Origin of the sequence: Gymnodinialimonas mytili, from assembly GCF_037544085.1 — a bacterium.
Classification (GTDB): Bacteria; Pseudomonadota; Alphaproteobacteria; order Rhodobacterales; family Rhodobacteraceae; genus Gymnodinialimonas; species Gymnodinialimonas mytili.
The window spans coordinates 785,936-805,111 of the sequence record NZ_JBBIFW010000002.1 but is presented as its reverse complement, the minus strand read 5'-3'; the positions used below and the strand labels follow the sequence as shown (position 1 = coordinate 805,111).

The following is a 19,176-nucleotide window of genomic DNA, read 5'->3' as shown; positions in this document are numbered from 1 at the left end:
GAGGCGCCTCGGATCCTAGCTGGCGCGGCGCAGGGTTGCCGTCAGCACCCCCATCCCGATCAGCGTGGCGCCGCCTGCGCGCGTCAGCCAGGCGATCACGCCGGGGCGCGACAGGCGATTGCGCAGGCTGCCGGCCAGCAGCGCATAGACCAGTGCGTTCAGCGTGGCCAATGCAACGAATGATGTGACCAGAATGGCGAATTGCGGCAGAAGGGCCGCGTCGGGCTGGATGAATTGCGGGACAAACGCGATGAAGAAGGCGATGCTTTTGGGGTTCAGCGCCGTAACGGCCGCGGCATGGCCGAAGGTGCGGCGGGCAGTAACCGCCTGCGCCTCCGGCAAGGCGAAGTCGATCTTACCCGCACTGAGGATCATCTTCGCGCCGAGATAGACGAGGTAAACGGCGCCGACCCATTTTAAGATCGTAAAGAGCGTCGCCGAGGCCAGGACCAAAGCGCCGAGGCCCGCGAGGGAGGCGGTCATTGCGATCAGATCCCCCAGCGCCACGCCCGCCGCGGTCGACAGGGCCACGCGTCGCCCTTGGCTGATCGCATAGCTCAGTACCAGCAGGACGGTTGGGCCGGGGATAAGCAGCAACGCAGTGGAGGCGACGACGAAAGTGAGCCAGGTATCAAGGGGCATAAGCGATCTCCGATGTTTCGAGCACTAAGCCCCGATCCCGCGGAAATGTCACTATCAGGCGATCCGTTATGGCGAACGCGCAATTGGGCTGAGCCAAGCGTCGAGAAAATGCCGCAACCGCTGATCCATGGGTGCCCCCTGATGGGCGGCACAGAACTGCAAGCCGATGCAATGGATCAAGAAGGCCTGGATGCCGTCCGCCAGCAGACGCGCGGGGACATCGGTCCGGAACGGGCCGCCCGCCACCCAGTCGGACATCAAATTCACTTGGCGCGCGAAGGTCTGCGCGATGGCGCCGATCTCATCCTTCGCCGCCGCTCCGGAATGGCGCAAAATGATGTCAAAGACGTATCGCTCGGAGGTCATGAACACCATGAGCGGGGTCAGACACGTGACCAAGTCATCCACGTTATTCGGTGCGGGGTGCACCGTCGCTTGATCGATCAATAGATCGATCTGCCCGCCAATCAGGTGGTCCATAAGCGCATCTTTGTCCCGGAAATGGGCGAAAAACGTGCCTTTGGCGACGCCGGCCTCCTTGACCACCTCATCGACACGCAGGGCGCCGTAACCGCCATCGGCAACAAGTGCCTGCGCGACCTGAAGCAGCTTTGCGCGGGTGACTAGGGTACGGGTCTGCATTTTTCGAACCATGCTCAACTATCCCAATTCTCTGACCGCAGTCAAAATATAAATTGACCGCGGTCATTTTGTATTTTATGACCACGGTCATTATTTTCCCGCGAGGACGCCATGCAATCGAAACGCATCTTGATCACCAATGGCCACCCGGCTGAAACGTCGCTTTCCAGGGCTTTGGCCGAAGCTTACGCAGAGGCCGCGCAGGAGGCGGGCCATGAGATACGCCTGCGCCACTTGTCGGCTTTGCAGTTTGACCCCGATCACGGCTATGCGGGCTATGGACAACAAAAACCCCTGGAGGCCGCGCTGAAGGCCTTCCAGGAGGACGTCCTCTGGGCGAATCATATCGTTCTGACAACGCCGATGTGGTGGGGCGGCTTGCCCGCCAAGCTAAAGGGTCTGATCGATCGGGTTTTGGTGCCGGGTTGGGCCTTTGATCCGCGTCAGCGCAACACGCTCGGCATGCCTCACCCGCTTCTGACGGGGCGCAGCGGGCGGGCGATTGTCACATCCGACACGCCCGCGCCGTTTTTCGGATTGTTCTATCGGCGCGCTTTGCTGCGCCAGATCAAGGGGCAGATTTTCAAGTTCATCGGGATTTCGCCGACCCGAATGACCCATTTGGCGCCAGCCAGCTCCGCGACTGCGGAGACCGTCGACAAATGGATCGACCAGATGCGCGCCCTTGGACGGAAGGGCATCTGAGGATCTGCGACGAGGAAGGGGCCTCTAGCCCATCACCCGCCCCGCCACCGCATCCAATTGCGCTACCAAGGCCGGATCGCGTTTGTCGGGCGCGGTCAGGATGGCGTGGTCAAGCGCACGGTCGCATTTGGCCGAACAGGGCGCGCGGTCCGGGCTGAGGCTTTGGGCCAATGTGGCCACCATCCTACGGGCGGCGGCGGCATTGCCGTGCAAGGTTTCGACGATGGCGGTGATATCGACGGCGCCGTGACCGGGATGCCAGCTGTCATAATCGGTGATCATGGCGACCGAGGCATAGCAAAGCTCGGCCTCGCGCGCCAATTTCGCCTCGGGCATGTTGGTCATGCCGATCACGTCGCAGCCCCAGACCTCTCGGTAGAGCTTGCTCTCGGCCAGGGTGGAGAATTGCGGGCCTTCCATGGCCAGATAGATGCCGCCGTCATGCACGGTCACGCCAGCGGCGCGGGCGGCGTCCGCAGCGGCGGCGCCGAGCGTCGGGCAGACCGGATGCGCGACCGAAACATGGGCCACGCAACCGGTGCCGAAGAACGATTTCTCGCGCGCGAAGGTGCGGTCGATGAATTGATCGACGATCACGAAATCGCCCGGCGCCATCGCCTCGCGGAAGGATCCGCAGGCCGAGACGCTCAGCACATCTGTCACGCCGATCCGCTTGAGCGCATCGATATTGGCACGGTAGGGCACGGTCGTGGGCGAATGGATATGGCCGCGCCCGTGGCGGGGCAGAAAGGACACCGTCAAATCGCCGATGCGCCCGGTCAGGATCTGATCCGACGGCGCCCCGAACGGACTGGCCACAGCCTGCCAATCCGCGCCGTCCAGCCCGTCGATATTGTAAAGCCCCGATCCGCCGATCACGCCAAGATGCCGGTCCATGTCGCCCCCATAGCTAAGCGTAGTCAGCGTGGCATCCGGGCCACGCAGATGCAACGCCGTGGCGTCGTGCAGGGCCGATATGCAGAAGTATTCCGTGACTCGCCCGGCATTTCCGCCTAGGTGCTGGGCAAATCTGTGCGGAGCCAGCCGTGGCAGCGGCCTGAGATCGCTTTAATCGAACAAAATTTGAGGTGCCCATGACCCGCATCCTTGCTGCGGTAACAAAAGGCCGTTTGTCGCCTGACCTGTCCTCGCTCGGCGAAAGCCTGAGCCCCGCGCGCCTGCGCATCGAAGTGCTGGCCGGCCTGACCGTGGCGCTGGCATTGGTGCCAGAGGCGGTGGCATTTGCATTTGTGGCGGGGGTGCATCCGCTGGTGGGGCTCTATGCGGCCTTTATCGTGGGGCTGATCACCGCGCTGATCGGTGGGCGGCCCGGCATGATCTCGGGCGCGACGGGCGCGTTGGCGGTTGTGATGGTCAGTCTCGTGGCCGATCACGGCGTCGAATATCTGTTCGCCACGGTGGTCTTGATGGGTTTGATCCAGATCGTGGTCGGGATCATGCGCTGGGGCAAGTTCATCCGCCTGGTGCCGCATCCGGTGATGCTGGGCTTCGTGAACGGCCTGGCGATTGTGATTTTCCTGGCGCAGCTTAGCCAATTCCAGGTGCCGGGCACTGCCGAGGCTTCGGGCCACGGCATGGCCAGCGGAGAGTGGCTGTCGGGCGCGCCGCTTTACACGATGCTCGCCCTTGTGGCGCTGACCATGGCGATCATCTGGGCCCTGCCGAAACTGACCAGTGTGGTCCCTGCCCCGCTGGCGGGCATCGGGATCACGGCGGCGATTGTGCTGATCTTCGGGATCGATGTGCCGCGGGTCGGTGATATGGCTTCGATCGAAGGCGGCCTGCCGCTGTTCCATATTCCGATGGTTCCACTGACCTGGGAGACGTTCGAAATCATTCTGCCCTACGCGCTGATCCTGGCCGCGATTGGTCTGATCGAAAGTCTGCTGACCCTGAACCTTGTCGGTGAAATCACCGGCAAGCGCGGTGGTGCAAGCCAGGAATGCGTGGCCCAGGGCGTCGCCAATACCGTCACCGGGGTCTTCGGCGGCATGGGCGGCTGCGCCATGATCGGGCAATCGATGATCAACGTGAAATCCGGGGCGCGGACACGGATTGCCGGGATCGCCGCGGCTTTGTTCCTGCTGTCATTCATCCTCTTCGGCTCCGCGGTGATCGAGCAGATCCCCTTGGCCGCGTTGGTCGGCGTAATGTTCATGGTGGTGATCGGGACATTCGCGTGGAACAGCCTGAAAATCCTGTTCAAGGTGCCGCGCACGGATGCGGTCGTGATCATCCTGGTCACGGTGGTGACCGTCGCCACCGACCTGGCCACCGCGGTGGTGGTTGGCGTCATCGTCTCGGCCCTGGCCTATGCCTGGCAAAACGCCACACGCATCCGCGCCCGCACCTACGAGACGCCCGAGGGCGCACGGGTCTACCAAGTGAAGGGGCCGTTGTTCTTCGGTTCGGCCGAGGGCTTTGGCGAACTCTTCAATCCGGGCGATGATCCTTCGGTCGTGATCGTGGATTTCGCGGAAAGCCGCGTGGCCGATCAATCCGCCCTGCAAGCCATCGAGAAGCTGGCGGGCCGGTATGAGGCAGCAGGCAAGAAGATCGAGCTGCGCCACCTGACCCGCGATTGCCACGCCTTGCTGACCAAGGCAGGCCACCTGGTGGTCGACAGCGATGACGACCCCGATTACGAGGTCGCGGTGAACTATTCGGTCCGCACAGGCATCTTGGGCGATCACTAAACGGAGCAGGTCGGGTCGTGTTGACACCTAGGTCACGGACCTGACCTACAATCGGCCCGAACCGACCGCCGCGCGATATGCTAGAGTGATCGCATGATCACGACCGGCCCCTACGATTTCCGTCGCGCGACGCGCGATGATCTCGCGTTGCTTGCGGTCTGGCAATCTCACCCGCATGTCCGCGCCTGGTGGGGTGCAAGTGAGCCCTATGGGGAAGCGGATTTGGCGGATCCCCACGTGGCGCGCTGGATCGTTTCATATGCAGAGCAGCCCTTCGCGTTCATGCAGGATTACAATGTGCACGGGTGGGACGACCACCATTTCGCCGATCTTCCCAGGGGCGCGCGGGGGATCGATCAATATATCGGCGAGCCCGACATGGTTGGATTTGGGCATGGATCTGCGTTTATCGGAACAAGAATGCAGGCTCTGTTTGACGAAGGCGCGCCCGTGATCGCAACCGATCCGCATCCGGACAATGCCCGGGCCATAGCCGTTTACAAGAGACTGGGTTTCGAACCGACAGGACCCGTGCAGCAGACCAAATGGGGCTTGATCTTGCCAATGGTTGCAAGACGATAGGCCGGACTGGTCCGCAAAGCATCGAAGGCGCGATCCTGTGCCGCCTCCGCTTGATGCGCAGATCTTGGCGCCCATGCGCGGCGAAGATTTCCAGGCGATTGCAGCTTGGCCAGAAAGACTCTGCGCCCTGTCAACACGGCCGCTCAAACCCGATTGATCCGCGTCAAAGACCGGCCCGCACCACGGTGCTATCGCCGATTCTGCGGAGCGTAATCAGGAGGAGCATGACCATGGCAGGTCGGATCGTTGTCTATTCCCGGAGCGGCACCACAGCGCGATTGGCCGAGGATCTGGCGGGGCGTCTGGGCTGTGAGATCTCACGGATCGATCCCGGGCGCTATGGCTGGCCTGTCTTGGGATATATGCGTGCCGGGCGCGACAGCCTGCGTGAATATCGCCCCGCGATCACCGTCACACCACCTGTGCAGGGCGCGGATTGGCTCGTGATCGGCAGCCCGATTTGGACAAGCTATCTGTCGACACCGCTGCGCAGTCTTGTGGATCAGCGCGCGGATCTGCCCCCCATCCTGGGCGTGTTCACCACCAGCGGCGGGGTCGATGAGCAAAAGAACGTCCCCCTTCAGATCGACGGGATCGGAGCCGCGGGTGCGATCCCTCCGTGGCTTTCACTGACCACCAAGACACACGGCACCGAGGCGGGCGAAGACAAGATCGCCGCCTTTGTCGCCCAGCTTCAGTCGCAGATCGCCTCTATTCCCCCGGGCGGGTGAGCGAAAAGACCTCGCGCACGACGGAGTAATCCTTGTAGCCCAGACGGGTGAGCGGGTTGAACTTCGTGACATCGAACATCCCATCCACCAGGCAATCGTCGCGCAGATGAACGCCGATCACCTCGCCGAAGACGGCAAAATTCGCCTCCCCCTCCAGGCGCAGGATCTGGGTCATCCGGCATTCCAGGCTGGCGGGCGCGTCAGCGACGCGGGAACAGGCGATCTCGGCACACTCCGTGCGGGCAATCTCGGCGCGCGTGAATTCGTCGTCCCCCTTCGCCCAGGGCCCGGAGGTTTCGTTCATCACCGCGCGCGCCTCATATTCCACGATATTCACGCAGAACACGCCCGTGTCTCGGATATTGGCCACACTGTCCTTGGTATCGCCCCGGTCGTCCTTGGCCGAGGTCGAGGCGAACATGACCTGGGGCGGCACATAGGCCACCGCATTGAAGAAGGAATAGGGTGCCAGATTGTCCACGCCATCCGCGCCGCGGGTCGAAATCCAGCCGATCGGGCGCGGCGTGACCACAGCATTGAACGGATTGTGCGGCAGGCCATGGCCATCGGCGGGGCGGTAGTACATCTGAGGGCTCCTTGACGGGTATTTGGCAAAGACCTACCCCCGTGCTAGGCCGGGCGCCAGCATCAAGATCAAGGGCGCCCGACAGGCTCACATGTACAGGCTGGCTGAGGAAACGCCCGAGGATCGGGCCGAGGTGGAGGCGCTTTATGACACCGCCTTTGCCCCGGGGCGCGAGGCGCTGTCGTCGTATCGACTGCGCGATGGTGTGGCGCCTATCGCCGCTTTGTGCCTGATGATGCGCGATGATCTGGGGATCCTGGCGGGCGCGATCCGGTTCTGGCCCGTGCATGTCGGGGAAGCCGAGGCGTTGTTGCTGGGCCCGGTGGCGGTGCACCCGACGCGGCAGGGCGAAGGCCTGGGCGCGACGCTGATCGCCGAAGGATTGGACCGGGCGCAAGGTGGCGCCTGGCCCCGGGTGCTGCTGGTGGGCGACGCGCCCTATTACGGGCGCTTCGGGTTCCGCCGCCTGACAGGCGTGCACATGCCACCGCCCACCAACCCTGATCGCGTTCTGGGCTATGGCGACTGGGCGGGGATCACCGGCCCGGTCACACAGCATATCAGACACCGCTAGGCGCGGGCGCCGTGCCGTGGACCGGGGCCTGCCCCGGGGCCGCCCACGGCGCCCGCTCACCTGCGGCCCATGATCCATGGTCCGCTGCCTATCCGCAGCAAAAACGATCATAAAACGCACAGACCGACGCCGTCGTCGCGCTGACACAGCCGCGGTAAACGCAATCGCGCCGTGCATCCGGGTCAGGGCGAGATCACACTGTCCAAGAAATCCACAATTCGCTGATGAAACACCGCGTGGAACGCCGCTCGGTCAAAGCCCTCCGCGTCGCGACAATAGGTGTCCCAGGTATAGCGATCATAGTGCCGGATGCTCTCGGGGCACGGTGCAGCAAACGCAAGATGGCCAGCGTTTTCGACGACATGAACCTCGGGCGAGTCCGGCAGGTTGGCCGCGAGCACCGCCCCGTTCCAGATATGGGGTGTCAGTTCGTCAATGGAGCCTGACCAGATCTGCACCGGAACCGTGACGTTTTCCAATGCCTCTCTGTCGAACGCGTAGCCATATCCCGGTGCGACGACGACAATCGCTGCGACACGCGGATCGCCCGCCACATCCCGCAGACGGGGATCGAATTCGGTTGGGTCCACGTTGTCCAGGGCGCTCGGGTCGCAGGTGAGGTCTTCGGGGGTTTCAGCGCAATGCCGTGCCGCTTGGTCGATATCGATCAGCGCACCGGCGGCCGCCAAAGCCGTATATCCGCCCATCGAAAAGCCGAAGACGCCGATGCGGTCGGCATCAATCACATCCGCATGGATCCAGTCTGACACCATGTAGTCCAAGGTGCGTGAGATATCCGCCGGCCGTGAGACCAGCCAGTCGGACGCCACCGTCAGCTGGTTCTGGGCGTTGTCGCCGGGATGTGTCAGGGCGACAGCAACATATCCCGCTTCGGCAAGCGCCAGTGCCGTATGGACATGTGCGTGCATATTGCTGTCATGTCCATGAGACAACAGGACGAGAGGCAGCTCTTCTCCCTCAATCTCTCCGTCCACGGCCAAAGCCTGGCCGAATGGGACGTTCACGGCCGCCACCCTCGACGAGGATGACGGATACCAGATGCCAATTTCGATCGGTGGCGAGGTTGGGATCGTCGCCTGCTCAAACCCGACCGCCTCTGCGACGGCGGGGCAGAGAATTGCAAAGCCGAGGGCGATAGACCAAAGCCGCATGTCTTAAGCCTCCTGAATTCTCAGCGGAAGCCTACGAACCGATCCGCCGCGGGGCAACGCTTCAAACCACACGCGTTGAAATCGTGACGATAGGCGCGGGACAGCATCGAAAGCTTTCGGCGCTATCAGACCCTGGCCGCAAAATGCATTGCGTTTGATTTGGGCCAGCGTTCGGCGCGATGATACAAGCCATTGCGCGCCAAACGCATCTGATCTGAGAACAGGTCGCTGGCGGCTTGCGCCCGCGCCGCGCCGTCGCCCCGCACCGGCGGGCAGGGCCACCTGGCACTGGCCTTCGCGCAACAGCATCCCTGCAATCCCAAACCGCCGCTTGATCGGGCCCGAAAGCCGCGCCATCACGGTGGGATGTGGCGTTCGATCCTTCTTGCTCTGCTTCTGACCCTGCTGCCCGGGCTCCGCGCCCCGGTGGCGCAGGAATTCATCGCCGTACCGCATCTATTGTCCGATGACGCCTTTTACCGGTTGATCGCCTGCGCCGCGCCGCCGGGGCTCGACTGCAACAAACCGTTCATTTTCTGGCCCGAGGACCAGCGCCTGTCGCTGACCGTTGGCATCGCCGCAACCGATCCGACCTTTCCCGATTACAAATTCGACCTTGTCGACAGCGCCATCGACGACGCCATCGACCAAATCAACGGCGCGGGCGCTCATCTGTTTCTGGAACGCGCCTATGAGGGCGCTTACGACATCCCGGTGTTTCTGATCGACGCCCCGCAGGGTGGGGTGATTTCCGGCACCGGGGTGCCCGAATTGGATGGCGCTGAGATCGCGATTGCCCGCGTTGCCATCCGCTCGCGTGGCGCTGATATTGTCGCCGCCTCTATCGCGATCAGCCAGGATATCAGGCGGCGCGAAATCGCCTCGGTTGTCCTGGAGGAATTGGTACAATCATTGGGCCTGCTGACCGATATCGCCTCGCCTGCTTACGAAACGTCAATCTTTGCCGAAGATGGTAACTCCGCAACCCGGCTGCGCGGCCAAGATGCCGCCGCCCTCCGTCGCCATTACCCGCGCCCCGGCGTGCCTGAGCGGACATCCTCCTCCGCCACCGACTAAGCCCCTTGCCGTAGAAAGGCTGGCCATGATCACATCTGCCCAAAAGACAGTCGCCGATTACATCCGAACCATCCCGGATTTCCCGCATGAGGGGATCCTGTTTCGCGATGTCACCACGCTATTCCAAGATCCGCGCGGGTTCCGTCTGGCGGTCGATCAGCTTCTGTCCCCCTTTGTGGGCCAAACCATCGATTCCGTAGCAGGGCTTGAGGCGCGCGGTTTTATTCTGGGCGGCGCTGTGGCGCATCAATTGTCAAAGGGCTTTGTCCCGATCCGGAAGAAGGGGAAGTTGCCTGCCGCCACGATCGAGCAATCCTATGCGCTGGAATATGGCGAAGCGATTGTCGAAATCCACGACGACGCGGTCGGACCGGGTGACAAGGTGCTGATCGTCGACGATCTGTTGGCCACCGGTGGTACCGCCGAAGCGGGCATCACCTTGATCGAGCGCCTGGGTGCAGAGGTCATCGGCTGCGCCTTTGTGATCGATTTGCCGGATCTGGGCGGCCGTGCAAAACTCGAAGCGATGAGCGTCCCTGTCCATGCGATCTGCACCTATGACGGCGCGTAACCGATAGTTGCAAAAAACAGTTTTTCCACGCGATAAGCCCTAGGTTTCTTAACCTTACGTTAAGCAATTTCCGGCTACTGTATACATGTCCGCACTTCCGCGGGCTTCTCTGCTTGTTGAACCCGACTGCTGCGTATTCTGATCCCAATCCAGAATACGCAGCACCCCGGGGATCCAGGGTCACAAACCCACGCTTCCGCAAAAATATACACGATCAGAAATTGTCCTGCGCGCGACGCCGCGATAGGAGTGTGGCGTAGAGCGGGTGGTGCACCCCTCCGGCGGGCGTGATGGAATGGTAGACATATCAGACTTAAAATCTGAAGGGGATTTCCCCGTGTGGGTTCGAGTCCCACCGCCCGCACCAACAACGTTTCGATAGTAACGGGCAATATCCGGACAACGTGCTGGGCGGTAGTTGTTTCGCAGAAACGATGAGAGCTTCAACGGTTCTAGTTTACTCCTTTCAGCGGCACCACTCTTTCCTTGACCTACTACACGTCGCGCTACTTGCGGCCGAGTTGCGGGTTCTGGGTTTCTCCTCTCGACCGCGCCAACTTTAGATCACTCTTGCAATGGTTCGGACGATTTGGACCTGAGTTCCGAAAAGGCCCACACGCGCGCCTCCCAAGTATTTGTTTTACCTGATTGATCTAGTGTCAGCAGAACAAAGATTTCCCGGTTTGATGAACAATGGCCCAGATCCAAGCCTCGACAGGCTGCGGCGGCGCCGCCCTTTGAGCCGCCGCTGAGGCGCCCTGTGCCAACCCCGATTTGTCGACCCTCAATGGCGCCCGCGCGTTGAGCGTGTCTGCGCGTAAACTGTCTGTGTCACTACGTACATAGAGCGGATCATCGGATGCGCGCGAAGGATCCGGGCGCGAGCTCGCAAAGCCCATGGATTGGAAAACATCCGTAGCCACGGGCACAGCGCCCGCCCCTCATCCCCAATCGTCATGCCATCGTCACATCACGCGCTTAGGCCAAGGGCGGGACGACGACCAAAGTATCGGCCATGCTGTATCGCACGCTCTTCATCTCCGACATCCACTTGGGCACGCGCGGGTGTCGCGTCGACCTTTTGGTCACCTTCTTACGCAGCCACGATGCCAGCACCATCTATCTGGTTGGCGACATCTTCGATGGCTGGGCGATCAGTCGGCGCGGCTGGCATTGGCCGCAGAGCCATAACAACGTCATCCAGACGCTTTTGGACAAAGCGCATCGCGGCACACACATCATTTTTGTACCCGGCAACCATGATGAGGTGATGCGCAACTATCTTGGCACGCATTTCGGTGGGATTGAGGTGATGCGAACCGCCGATTTCACCGGCATCACCGGCAAACGCTACCTGGTTACACATGGTGATCAATTCGATACCGTTGTGATGAATGCGAAGTGGCTCGCCCATTTCGGCGACGCGGCCTACGACTTCATGATTTGGATGAACCCCAAGATCAACCGCCTGCGCGGGCTGTGGGGCGGACAATATTGGTCACTGTCAAAATGGGCCAAGCGACAGGTGAAGACGGCGGTCAATTTCATCGGCCAGTACGAAGACGTGCTGGCCGAGGAAGCAAAGCGCGGCGGCTATGACGGTGTCATCTGCGGCCATATCCACCACGCCAACATCCGGCAGATCCAAGGCATCGCATATATCAACACGGGGGATTGGGTCGAGAGCTGCACGGCGATTGTCGAATATCCCACCGGGAAGATCGAACTGATCGACTGGGAAGAGCGCGCAGCACCCCCACGCCCCCGCCGCGGATCAAAGAAATCATCAGCGCTGGCCAGATTGGACAGCTAGTCAGGAGAAAGAGCCATGACATCCGCGGTGACCGTGACCGAACAACTCGGCCAAGCGATCAACCAGAACGCCACGCTGACCCGGGACGGCCTGTTGGAACGCGGCTTTGCCCGTCTGTTTCGCGGCCTGGTCTATGCCCAGATTTGGGAGGATCCGGTGGTTGATATGAAGGCTCTGCAATTGGGCCCTGACGATAACGTGGTCTGCATCGCATCGGGTGGCTGCAATGTGTTGTCCTATCTCACGGCCAATCCTGCATCGATCACGGCGGTCGATCTGTCGCCTGCCCATGTGATGCTGAACAAACTGAAACTGGCAACGATGTGTCACGCGCCGGGACACGCCACCATGTTCGCGATGTTGGGACGCGGTGATCAAGCCGACAATGTCGACGCTTTCGACACCTATATCGCGCCGCATCTGGATGAGGAAACGCGGGACTATTGGAACGGTTTGACCTTGACCGGACCGCGCAAAAGGATGCTGGCGCGTGGGCTGTACCGCCATGGTCTGCTCGGTCGGTTTATCGGCGCGATCCATTTGGTTGCCAGAGTCGCCGGGGTCGATTTCGCGCCGCTATTGGCGGCCCGGACATTGGACGAACAGGCAGCGTTCTTCGACACGCAGATCGCGCCGCTCTATGATAGTCGGCTCGTCCAGTTTCTGGCCAAGCGGCGGGCGGCGCTGTTTGGGCTTGGCATACCGCCTGCACAATATGACAAACTGGCCGCGGATGCAGACGGCGACATTGTTGCGGTCCTGAAAGAGCGCACACGCAAGTTATTCTGCGATTTCCCCATCGCAGACAATTACTTTGCATGGCAAGCAGCACACCGAGGCTACCAGCCCACCCCGGACGCCTCGCTGCCACCCCATTTGCAAGCCCGGCACTTTGAGACCGTCCGCGCCAACGCCGCGCGGGTAAAGGTGCTGAACAGATCCCTCACCGATGTGCTGATGCAGCAACCGAACGGATCGAAGCAGGCCTATGCCCTGCTGGATGCGCAGGATTGGATGAATGACGATCAACTAAATGCGTTGTGGAATGAAATCACACGCACCGCTGCGCCCGGCGCACGGGTGATCTTCCGCACCGGGGGGCGGGACGACATTCTGCCCGGCCGCGTTTCAGAGGCAACCCTGCGCCGCTGGTCTTATCAAGCAGACGCTTCTGCAGAAGGGTTCGCCAATGATCGTTCTGCCATCTATGGCGGCTTTCACGTGTATCATTTTGTAGGATGACACGATGACCGAAACGCATGGCGCGCTCATGGATCAGGTCTATCGCCGGCAAAGACTGATCTACGATGTGACACGCAAATACTACCTTCTGGGCCGCGATCACGCGCTGCGCCAAATTCGACCTGGCCCCAATGCGCATGTGCTGGAAATCGCCTGTGGGACGGGACGCAATCTGGATCAGATAGATGCCCGCCATCCTGGCCGGCACCTATATGGCCTGGACATTTCATCCCAAATGCTGCGCTCCGCAGAGGCGAAGCTGGGGGATCGCGCGAAATTGGCATTGGGTGACGCCTACGATTTCGACCCCGTCGCGATGTTCGATCAGCCACAATTCGATCGCATTCTCATGTCCTATTGCATTTCGATGATCCCGGATTGGGAGAGCGCGATTGCAGAAGCTTTGAACCATCTTGCGCCGGGTGGGCAGCTGCATATCGTCGATTTCGGCGATCAGTCACGCCTGCCCCGTTGGTTCGATCGGCGTCTTCGCACATGGCTCGACCAGTTTCATGTCACTCCACGCGACAGCTTGCCCGCATTCCTGGCTCAACAAGACAAAGCAGACTTCACCCACCGACCTCTCCTGCGGAGCTACGCACAATATGCGTGCCTGATGAAAGGGTAAGGCAGTTGCCAAGCAAAAATACGAGACGAGGTGAGCGTTTCAGCAATGCGCACGCGGCGTCCGCTGCATTTGGGATAGTTCGGGATCGTCAGAGCTATCAGCGCCAAAGCCAGCGCGCGACCGTTTACAAAGTTCGGCCGCAAACGCGTAGAGACATCTGGCGGCGATATCAGGCGTATGATTCACGTCTTCGATCACCGAGCTCTCGCGCGACGACGCACTCGCAGCAATGTCACCTGCATCGAGGAGATAGCGCGCCTTGATCCCCGCTGTGCACGGATTTCGCCACCATCAGATGCAGCTGCCGATGAAGTCATCCATGGGGTGACCGGTGCGAAGTGGTCCCGGAAACCGTTCGCAAGGGCGGGGTCGCGTGGGAACCCATTGTGATCACTCTACACGGAATGGCGAACTGGTCGAAGACGCGCTTATGTTCGGTGGGCCCGATTGAGCCGGAATTATTTCTCTCATCTCCCATCCACCCCAAGCCTCTTTAGGACGCCAAAGCCGCATGAGTGCCCGCAGAGGTTGGGCGAGCACGGCGCCAATCGCGGAGAGCTATGGCTGTCGACAACAGATCGAGGCCGCCTTCATCGGGCTGTTACAGTTGTGTGATGGACGGGTCCCACAGGTGCGGAACGGCGCACCGATTGTTGGTATTTCACAGGGGACCTTTCGAATGACATACCGCGCGCTGACGATGACGTCGGCCCTTGCCCTTCTTGCCGCGCCCGCGTTCGCGCAAGACATGAATTTCAACCGCATCGCCTCATTCACTGTGGCTGACAATTTGCCCGAGGCAGAAGAAACCTCGGCCGAGATCATCGCGGCAACCGCCGACGGGATGACATTAGTCTACACCGACAGCCCCGGTGGCTCGATCGGGTTCATCGACATCACCGATCCGGCCAACCCGGTCGCCGCAGGCGTGTTCATGCCCGATGGCGAGCCGACCTCCGTCTCGGTGATTGGCAATTACGCGCTGGCTGGCGTGAACACATCGGCCAGCTATACCGAGCCTTCGGGTTTTCTGGTGGAAATCGACATCACCACACAAGCCGAAGTAGGCCGTTGCGATTTGCCCGGTCAGCCCGACAGCGTGGGCATATCGCCAGACGGCACCTTCCTGGCTGTGGCCATCGAAAACGAACGCGACGAGGATCTTGGTGATGGCCGTGTCGGTCAGATGCCCGCGGGCTCAGTCTTCATGGTCGACCTGACCGCCGACGGGTTGATCGCGTGTGACACGGCGCGTGTGGCCGATATCACTGGCCTTGCCGATATCGCGCCTGACGATCCGGAGCCTGAATTCGTCTCCATCAACGGCGAAAACGAAGTTGTGGTGACCCTTCAGGAAAACAATCACATCGTCGTCTTGTCCTCTGCCGGGGAGGTCTTGAACCATTTCTCCGCCGGAGAGGTCACTCTGGACGGTGTCGACACCGAAGAGGAAGGTGCGCTGATCTTCGATCAGACGATCACCGTCCCCCGCGAGCCCGACAGCATCACCTGGATCGATGATACGCATTTCGCGATGGCCAATGAGGGCGATATGGACGGCGGCTCGCGCGGTTGGACGATCTTCAGCCAGGATGGCGAGGTCATCTACGACAGCGGCACGTCCTTCGAACATGCGATCATCTCGGTCGGTCATTATCCGGAAGAGCGCTCAGGCAACAAAGGGGTTGAACCCGAAAGTGTCACCTTCGGCGTCTATGGCGAGACACCTTATGTTTTCGTCGGCGCGGAACGGGCCTCGATCGTCGGTGTCTATGATATCACCGATCCGGCCAATCCGGTGCTGGAACAGCTACTGTCGTCGGGTATCGGGCCGGAAGGTTATGTCACCATTCCCGAGCGTAACCTCCTGGTTTCGGCCAACGAAGTGGACGATGCAGGCGCGCGGGCGCATGTGATGATCTTTGAGTATCAGGACGCGCCGGCATCCTACCCGCATCTGACCTCGGCTGGCATGGCCGAACTGACGGGTTGGGGCGCGATTTCGGGCCAGGTGATGGCCGAGGACGGCACAATCTACGCTGTCTCGGACAGCTTCTACAGCATGCAGCCCACCATCTTCCACATCGATGTGTCACAAACGCCCGCGCAGATCGTGGATGCCATCCGTGTCACCCGTGAAGGGCAACCGGCACAGTTGATCGATATGGAGGGCATCGCACTGGACGGAGATGGCGGCTTTTGGATCGCGTCCGAAGGCCGCTCGGATCGTTTGGTGCCCCATGCGATCTACCATGTCGGTGCAGATGGTGCGATCGAAGATTATATCGCGCTGCCGGACGAGTTGCTGGCGGTTGAGCGCCGCTTCGGCTTCGAGGGCATCACACGCGTCGGGGATGTGCTCTACATCGCCGTGCAACGGGAATGGCGGGATGACCCCGACAACCACGCCAAGGTTCTGGGCTACGATTTGGAAACCGAGGAATGGTCGGTCATCCACTACCCGCTGACCGAGCCGGAGACCGGTTGGGTTGGTCTCAGCGAGATCGTGGCCCATGGCGACTTTGTCTACTTCATTGAACGGGACAATCAGCACTATGACCGTGCCGTGACAAAAATCATCACGCGCGTACCGCTGAGCGCGATGGACGCCATGGTGAGCTTGGGTGAAACGCCCGCTATTCTTGAACCGGAACTGGTGGTTGACCTGTTGCCCTACCTCACCTCCACCGGTGGCTACGTCCTCGACAAGGTCGAAGGTCTGGCAATTGCGGCGGACGGAACCTTGTGGGTCTCGACCGACAATGATGGCGTAGACGACCATTCCGGGGAGACGATGTTCTTCGCGATCCCAGCGCAGTAACCCAAGGCATCCTAGGATCTGGAGCCCCCGCAATGGTGTATTGCGGGGGGTCTCTCTATGTCCTGTTCTTCGATTGGGTGGTCAAGACCGGTGAAACAGGCAGTGAACTATCTTAGCTTTCCCGGTTCAGGATTAAGGTCGCGGCCGCTGCCCAACCCGTTTCGCTGCACATCTCGGGTTCTCTCTCTCCGCCATCCCGCTCCTACCTACTCACCAGCAAGAGATATGACGGGCGGCAAGCTCTAGGGGAGTAACGGCGATGGTCATGCCGGTTGTGGACCAGACGAGCGCCATTGCCACTCCGAAGCGCTATGTCCTGACCGGGAAAACCGGCAGGCGCAGGAGCGAGACAGGCTAGGATTTGTCGATGCGAGGCAACCCAAGGGTAGTCACCGCCGGGAGCAGCGCCGCCACAAACAGGCCAAGGCAGCTGGCAGGAAAAAGCGTTGGTGCCGAAATGCTAAGACTGATGCCGGTCGTCAGCGCGCCGCTGCGAAAGCCAAGCAATCTCGCGGAGGTCACGAAGTAAGTCGCGTTTTCGCGCGATCCGACCGCAGAACTTCCGTCATGCAGGCCGCCCCGGTGATCGTCGCGAGGCGGGTTCCAATCCCAAGCAGAAAGCGTGCGATCACCAGACTTGGCCAGCCTGGCATCTGCCCGAGACGCGCTGTCGCCACGACCCCGAGGATCAGTGCCCATGCAATTGGAGCCCGGCGCAAATGAGATCCGACAGCCCGCAAGGCAGTAACAGGGTCGGCGTGAGCCCCCTAACATAGGCCGCAAACGCAACCGTCACCGCCATCACCCCCGCATCGCTTTCAGCGGCACAGGCATCGCAGAGTAGCGGTTGCAGGTTTACCGCAAAGGTCACCGTGAAGAGCCGAACTGCCATGGCAAAATATATATGATAGTTTTCATAGTGCACTCGATAGAGCGAGCATGTGGCGAGAGTACGATACATCCGGCTTGCCGATATGGTCTCAAGCGCGTTCCAGAGCGGAAAACTAGCTCCGGGTGCAAACCTACCGACCCATCAGGCGTTTCCGCGTCCGGCGCCGAGCCCTTTGTGACCATTGCGGCAGTCCCACAGGCGTTGCGGCTTACTTTTGGTGGCTTTGCGCAGAATGACCTGAAGGATGCTTTTCGAAGCGTGAAAAACATTATCGCGCTTGCTCAACACTAGACCAAGATCGCGAGGACCCAGTTTGCCCGCCTTCTATCGCCGACACGTCTTTTCAACGCCGTGACGAGACAGGACGATATGCACCGACCCGTCGCCTTGGGAAAATCCTGAACGCGTCAGAAACAGGAGATGTGCCAATCATCCGTCGGATCGCATCTTGGGCTTGCGTCGTCAGCAGACCAACAATTTCCAATCCCAGCCGCGCCGCTTGACCCAATTCCCCGCCCATCGCCCCCATGAACCCCACCAGACCGACATCCCTATCCCGTAAAACCGGGCCAAAACCGTGCAAGATCGACGCCGATCATCTCGGACAAACCCGCATTGCGATCCGACAGGTGACGCAGAAGATAGTCCCGCGTCTTGTCGCGCATGGCTTCCGGGGGCTTATCCTCGGTCAGGACCCGTTCCGACACATAGCGGAACCAACGCCTGTAGGCGCGATGTGCCAACTTTGCCATTCGTGGGGTACCCGCGCCAAAATGGCGTGCATAGCGGTACTTCACAAGGATCTGACCCACCCTGTTCAGGCGCTGCAATCGGCGCAGGCGCTTGGGATAATGGGTCCGGTTGTGCCAGGTTTCGACATCTTCGATGGACATGGGCGACAGCCCCAGAAAGCCCGTCACTTCATCGATAGCGGCCTGTCTATTCGCATTGAAGGCTTCGAACAGGACGACATGCACGTTGTCCGGGCCCAGCGCGTCACGGAACTGGCGCAGCCTTGGCGCATAGGTCGACCCAAGGATGATCGAATGCTCGGCGCTCAACGCCTCTTCGAGGGAGAGAGAAGTTCGACCGCTGCGCAACAGGTGCCAGTATTGCGAAAACGCGCGTTTCACCGGATCGCGCAGCATGAAAATGACTTTTGTCTTCGGGTTGGACGCTTTGATGCGAAAGGCTGCGACATCTGACATCAGATAGGTGGTCGTATCCTCCCCGAGCATGGCGCCGGGCGGCGCATCTGCGAAACGGGCCTCGTACCAGCTTTGAACCTCGGGGGCAGCCGGATCGCGCCAATCGAGATCCGGACCGTCCATGCCCAGAAAATCGCCATGCGCAATCGGATCATCCGCGTCGAAAAAGTAGATCTCGTTCCTGGCCATCCAGACGTCGGGATGCCGGTCGAGGATCTGATGAAGTGAGGTCGTGCCGCATTTCGGCGCACCTCCGATGATGAAATCCGGTGTCATGGACTGGCCCTTGCGTCGATTGCTGCCTCAACCGTCACAAAAGGGCACAAGCGCCGGGTCGCAGACAAGGGCAGCGCGATCAGGTCGGCAAGACAACGCCAAGCAGGTCGCAAAACAGCGAAATTGACCTCTTTGGGCGATGCATAAAGAGGCACATTCCGATCTTCACACCTCACCTAAAACGGAGCCGCAGAATGGATCAGGGGCGACTGCGCAAGCCCGTCTTTCAACGGCGCCCGGTCAGTCGCCTAGATTTGTTCACGGATGGATGGCCGTGCACAGCCTGGGACGCCCGCC

General features: G+C 60.8%; 18 protein-coding genes and 1 tRNA gene. 12 read left to right on the top strand and 7 right to left on the bottom strand.

Annotated elements, in window-relative coordinates; all coding sequences use genetic code 11:
- Positions 1 to 15 precede the first annotated feature (15 nt).
- On the bottom strand, positions 16 to 642 hold the full coding sequence (locus tag V8J82_RS13455) for a LysE family translocator (RefSeq protein ID WP_339975877.1): 627 nt from the start codon (positions 640 to 642) through the stop codon (positions 16 to 18).
- A gap of 66 nt (positions 643 to 708) precedes the next feature.
- Complete coding sequence (locus V8J82_RS13450; protein ID WP_339975876.1) at positions 709 to 1,284, bottom strand: TetR/AcrR family transcriptional regulator; 576 nt, start codon at positions 1,282 to 1,284, stop codon at positions 709 to 711.
- Positions 1,285 to 1,395: 111 nt separating this feature from the next.
- On the opposite strand from V8J82_RS13450, the gene V8J82_RS13445 reads away from it, so the two are divergent.
- On the top strand, positions 1,396 to 1,989 hold the full coding sequence (locus V8J82_RS13445) for an NAD(P)H-dependent oxidoreductase (RefSeq protein WP_339975875.1): 594 nt from the start codon (positions 1,396 to 1,398) through the stop codon (positions 1,987 to 1,989).
- A gap of 24 nt (positions 1,990 to 2,013) precedes the next feature.
- Here V8J82_RS13445 and V8J82_RS13440 read toward each other — a convergent pair whose 3' ends face one another.
- Positions 2,014 to 2,886, bottom strand: coding sequence for an S-methyl-5'-thioadenosine phosphorylase (locus tag V8J82_RS13440; protein ID WP_339975874.1), 873 nt, complete (start codon positions 2,884 to 2,886; stop codon positions 2,014 to 2,016).
- A 197-nt stretch (positions 2,887 to 3,083) separates the two neighbouring features.
- On the opposite strand from V8J82_RS13440, the gene V8J82_RS13435 reads away from it, so the two are divergent.
- The 3 genes from V8J82_RS13435 to V8J82_RS13425 all read left to right on the top strand — a co-directional run bounded on the left by V8J82_RS13435 (position 3,084) and on the right by V8J82_RS13425 (position 6,019).
- Positions 3,084 to 4,706: a SulP family inorganic anion transporter gene (locus tag V8J82_RS13435; protein WP_339975873.1), complete on the top strand. Its 1,623-nt coding sequence runs from the start codon at positions 3,084 to 3,086 to the stop codon at positions 4,704 to 4,706.
- 93 nt (positions 4,707 to 4,799) lie between these two features.
- Positions 4,800 to 5,288: a GNAT family N-acetyltransferase gene (locus V8J82_RS13430; RefSeq protein ID WP_339975872.1), complete on the top strand. Its 489-nt coding sequence runs from the start codon at positions 4,800 to 4,802 to the stop codon at positions 5,286 to 5,288.
- A gap of 230 nt (positions 5,289 to 5,518) precedes the next feature.
- Entirely contained in the window at positions 5,519 to 6,019 is a 501-nt protein-coding gene (locus tag V8J82_RS13425) for a flavodoxin family protein (protein ID WP_339975871.1), read from the top strand.
- Here V8J82_RS13425 and V8J82_RS13420 read toward each other — a convergent pair.
- Entirely contained in the window at positions 6,000 to 6,605 is a 606-nt protein-coding gene (locus V8J82_RS13420) for a flavin reductase family protein (RefSeq protein WP_339975870.1), read from the bottom strand. The two genes, V8J82_RS13425 and V8J82_RS13420, sit on opposite strands and share 20 nt — an antisense overlap.
- Before the next feature lie 91 nt (positions 6,606 to 6,696).
- Here V8J82_RS13420 and V8J82_RS13415 point away from each other — a divergent pair, with 91 nt between their 5' ends.
- Positions 6,697 to 7,179, top strand: a complete 483-nt coding sequence (locus V8J82_RS13415) for a GNAT family N-acetyltransferase (RefSeq protein WP_339975869.1) — start codon at positions 6,697 to 6,699, stop codon at positions 7,177 to 7,179.
- 182 nt (positions 7,180 to 7,361) lie between these two features.
- On the opposite strand, the gene V8J82_RS13410 is transcribed toward V8J82_RS13415, so the two are convergent.
- Positions 7,362 to 8,351 (bottom strand): alpha/beta hydrolase family protein, encoded by a 990-nt coding sequence (locus tag V8J82_RS13410; RefSeq protein ID WP_339975868.1) that lies wholly within the window; start codon positions 8,349 to 8,351, stop codon positions 7,362 to 7,364.
- Between the two features lie 366 nt (positions 8,352 to 8,717).
- Between V8J82_RS13410 and V8J82_RS13405 the strand changes: the two genes are divergently transcribed.
- From V8J82_RS13405 to V8J82_RS13375, 7 genes are all read left to right on the top strand, one after another.
- A complete protein-coding gene (locus tag V8J82_RS13405; RefSeq protein WP_339975867.1) occupies positions 8,718 to 9,428 on the top strand; it encodes a DUF2927 domain-containing protein in 711 nt (236 codons plus the stop codon).
- Between the two features lie 25 nt (positions 9,429 to 9,453).
- Positions 9,454 to 9,999, top strand: coding sequence for an adenine phosphoribosyltransferase (locus V8J82_RS13400; protein ID WP_339975866.1), 546 nt, complete (start codon positions 9,454 to 9,456; stop codon positions 9,997 to 9,999).
- Between the two features lie 281 nt (positions 10,000 to 10,280).
- A tRNA-Leu gene (locus V8J82_RS13395) sits at positions 10,281 to 10,366 on the top strand.
- Positions 10,367 to 11,014: 648 nt separating this feature from the next.
- Complete coding sequence (locus tag V8J82_RS13390) at positions 11,015 to 11,812, top strand: UDP-2,3-diacylglucosamine diphosphatase (RefSeq protein ID WP_339975865.1); 798 nt, start codon at positions 11,015 to 11,017, stop codon at positions 11,810 to 11,812.
- A 15-nt stretch (positions 11,813 to 11,827) separates the two neighbouring features.
- Complete coding sequence (locus V8J82_RS13385) at positions 11,828 to 13,054, top strand: BtaA family protein (protein WP_339975864.1); 1,227 nt, start codon at positions 11,828 to 11,830, stop codon at positions 13,052 to 13,054.
- A 4-nt stretch (positions 13,055 to 13,058) separates the two neighbouring features.
- Positions 13,059 to 13,682: a class I SAM-dependent methyltransferase gene (locus V8J82_RS13380; RefSeq protein WP_339975863.1), complete on the top strand. Its 624-nt coding sequence runs from the start codon at positions 13,059 to 13,061 to the stop codon at positions 13,680 to 13,682.
- 679 nt (positions 13,683 to 14,361) lie between these two features.
- The gene (locus V8J82_RS13375) at positions 14,362 to 16,503 is read left to right on the top strand and encodes an esterase-like activity of phytase family protein (RefSeq protein ID WP_339975862.1); all 2,142 of its coding nucleotides are present in this window, start codon (positions 14,362 to 14,364) and stop codon (positions 16,501 to 16,503) included.
- A gap of 688 nt (positions 16,504 to 17,191) precedes the next feature.
- Here V8J82_RS13375 and V8J82_RS13370 read toward each other — a convergent pair.
- Positions 17,192 to 17,395 carry a hypothetical protein gene (locus tag V8J82_RS13370; protein WP_339975861.1) on the bottom strand — a complete coding sequence of 68 codons (204 nt, stop codon included), beginning with the start codon at positions 17,393 to 17,395 and terminating at the stop codon, positions 17,192 to 17,194.
- Between the two features lie 551 nt (positions 17,396 to 17,946).
- Entirely contained in the window at positions 17,947 to 18,879 is a 933-nt protein-coding gene (locus V8J82_RS13365; RefSeq protein ID WP_339975860.1) for a sulfotransferase family protein, read from the bottom strand.
- Positions 18,880 to 19,176: the final 297 nt, after the last annotated feature.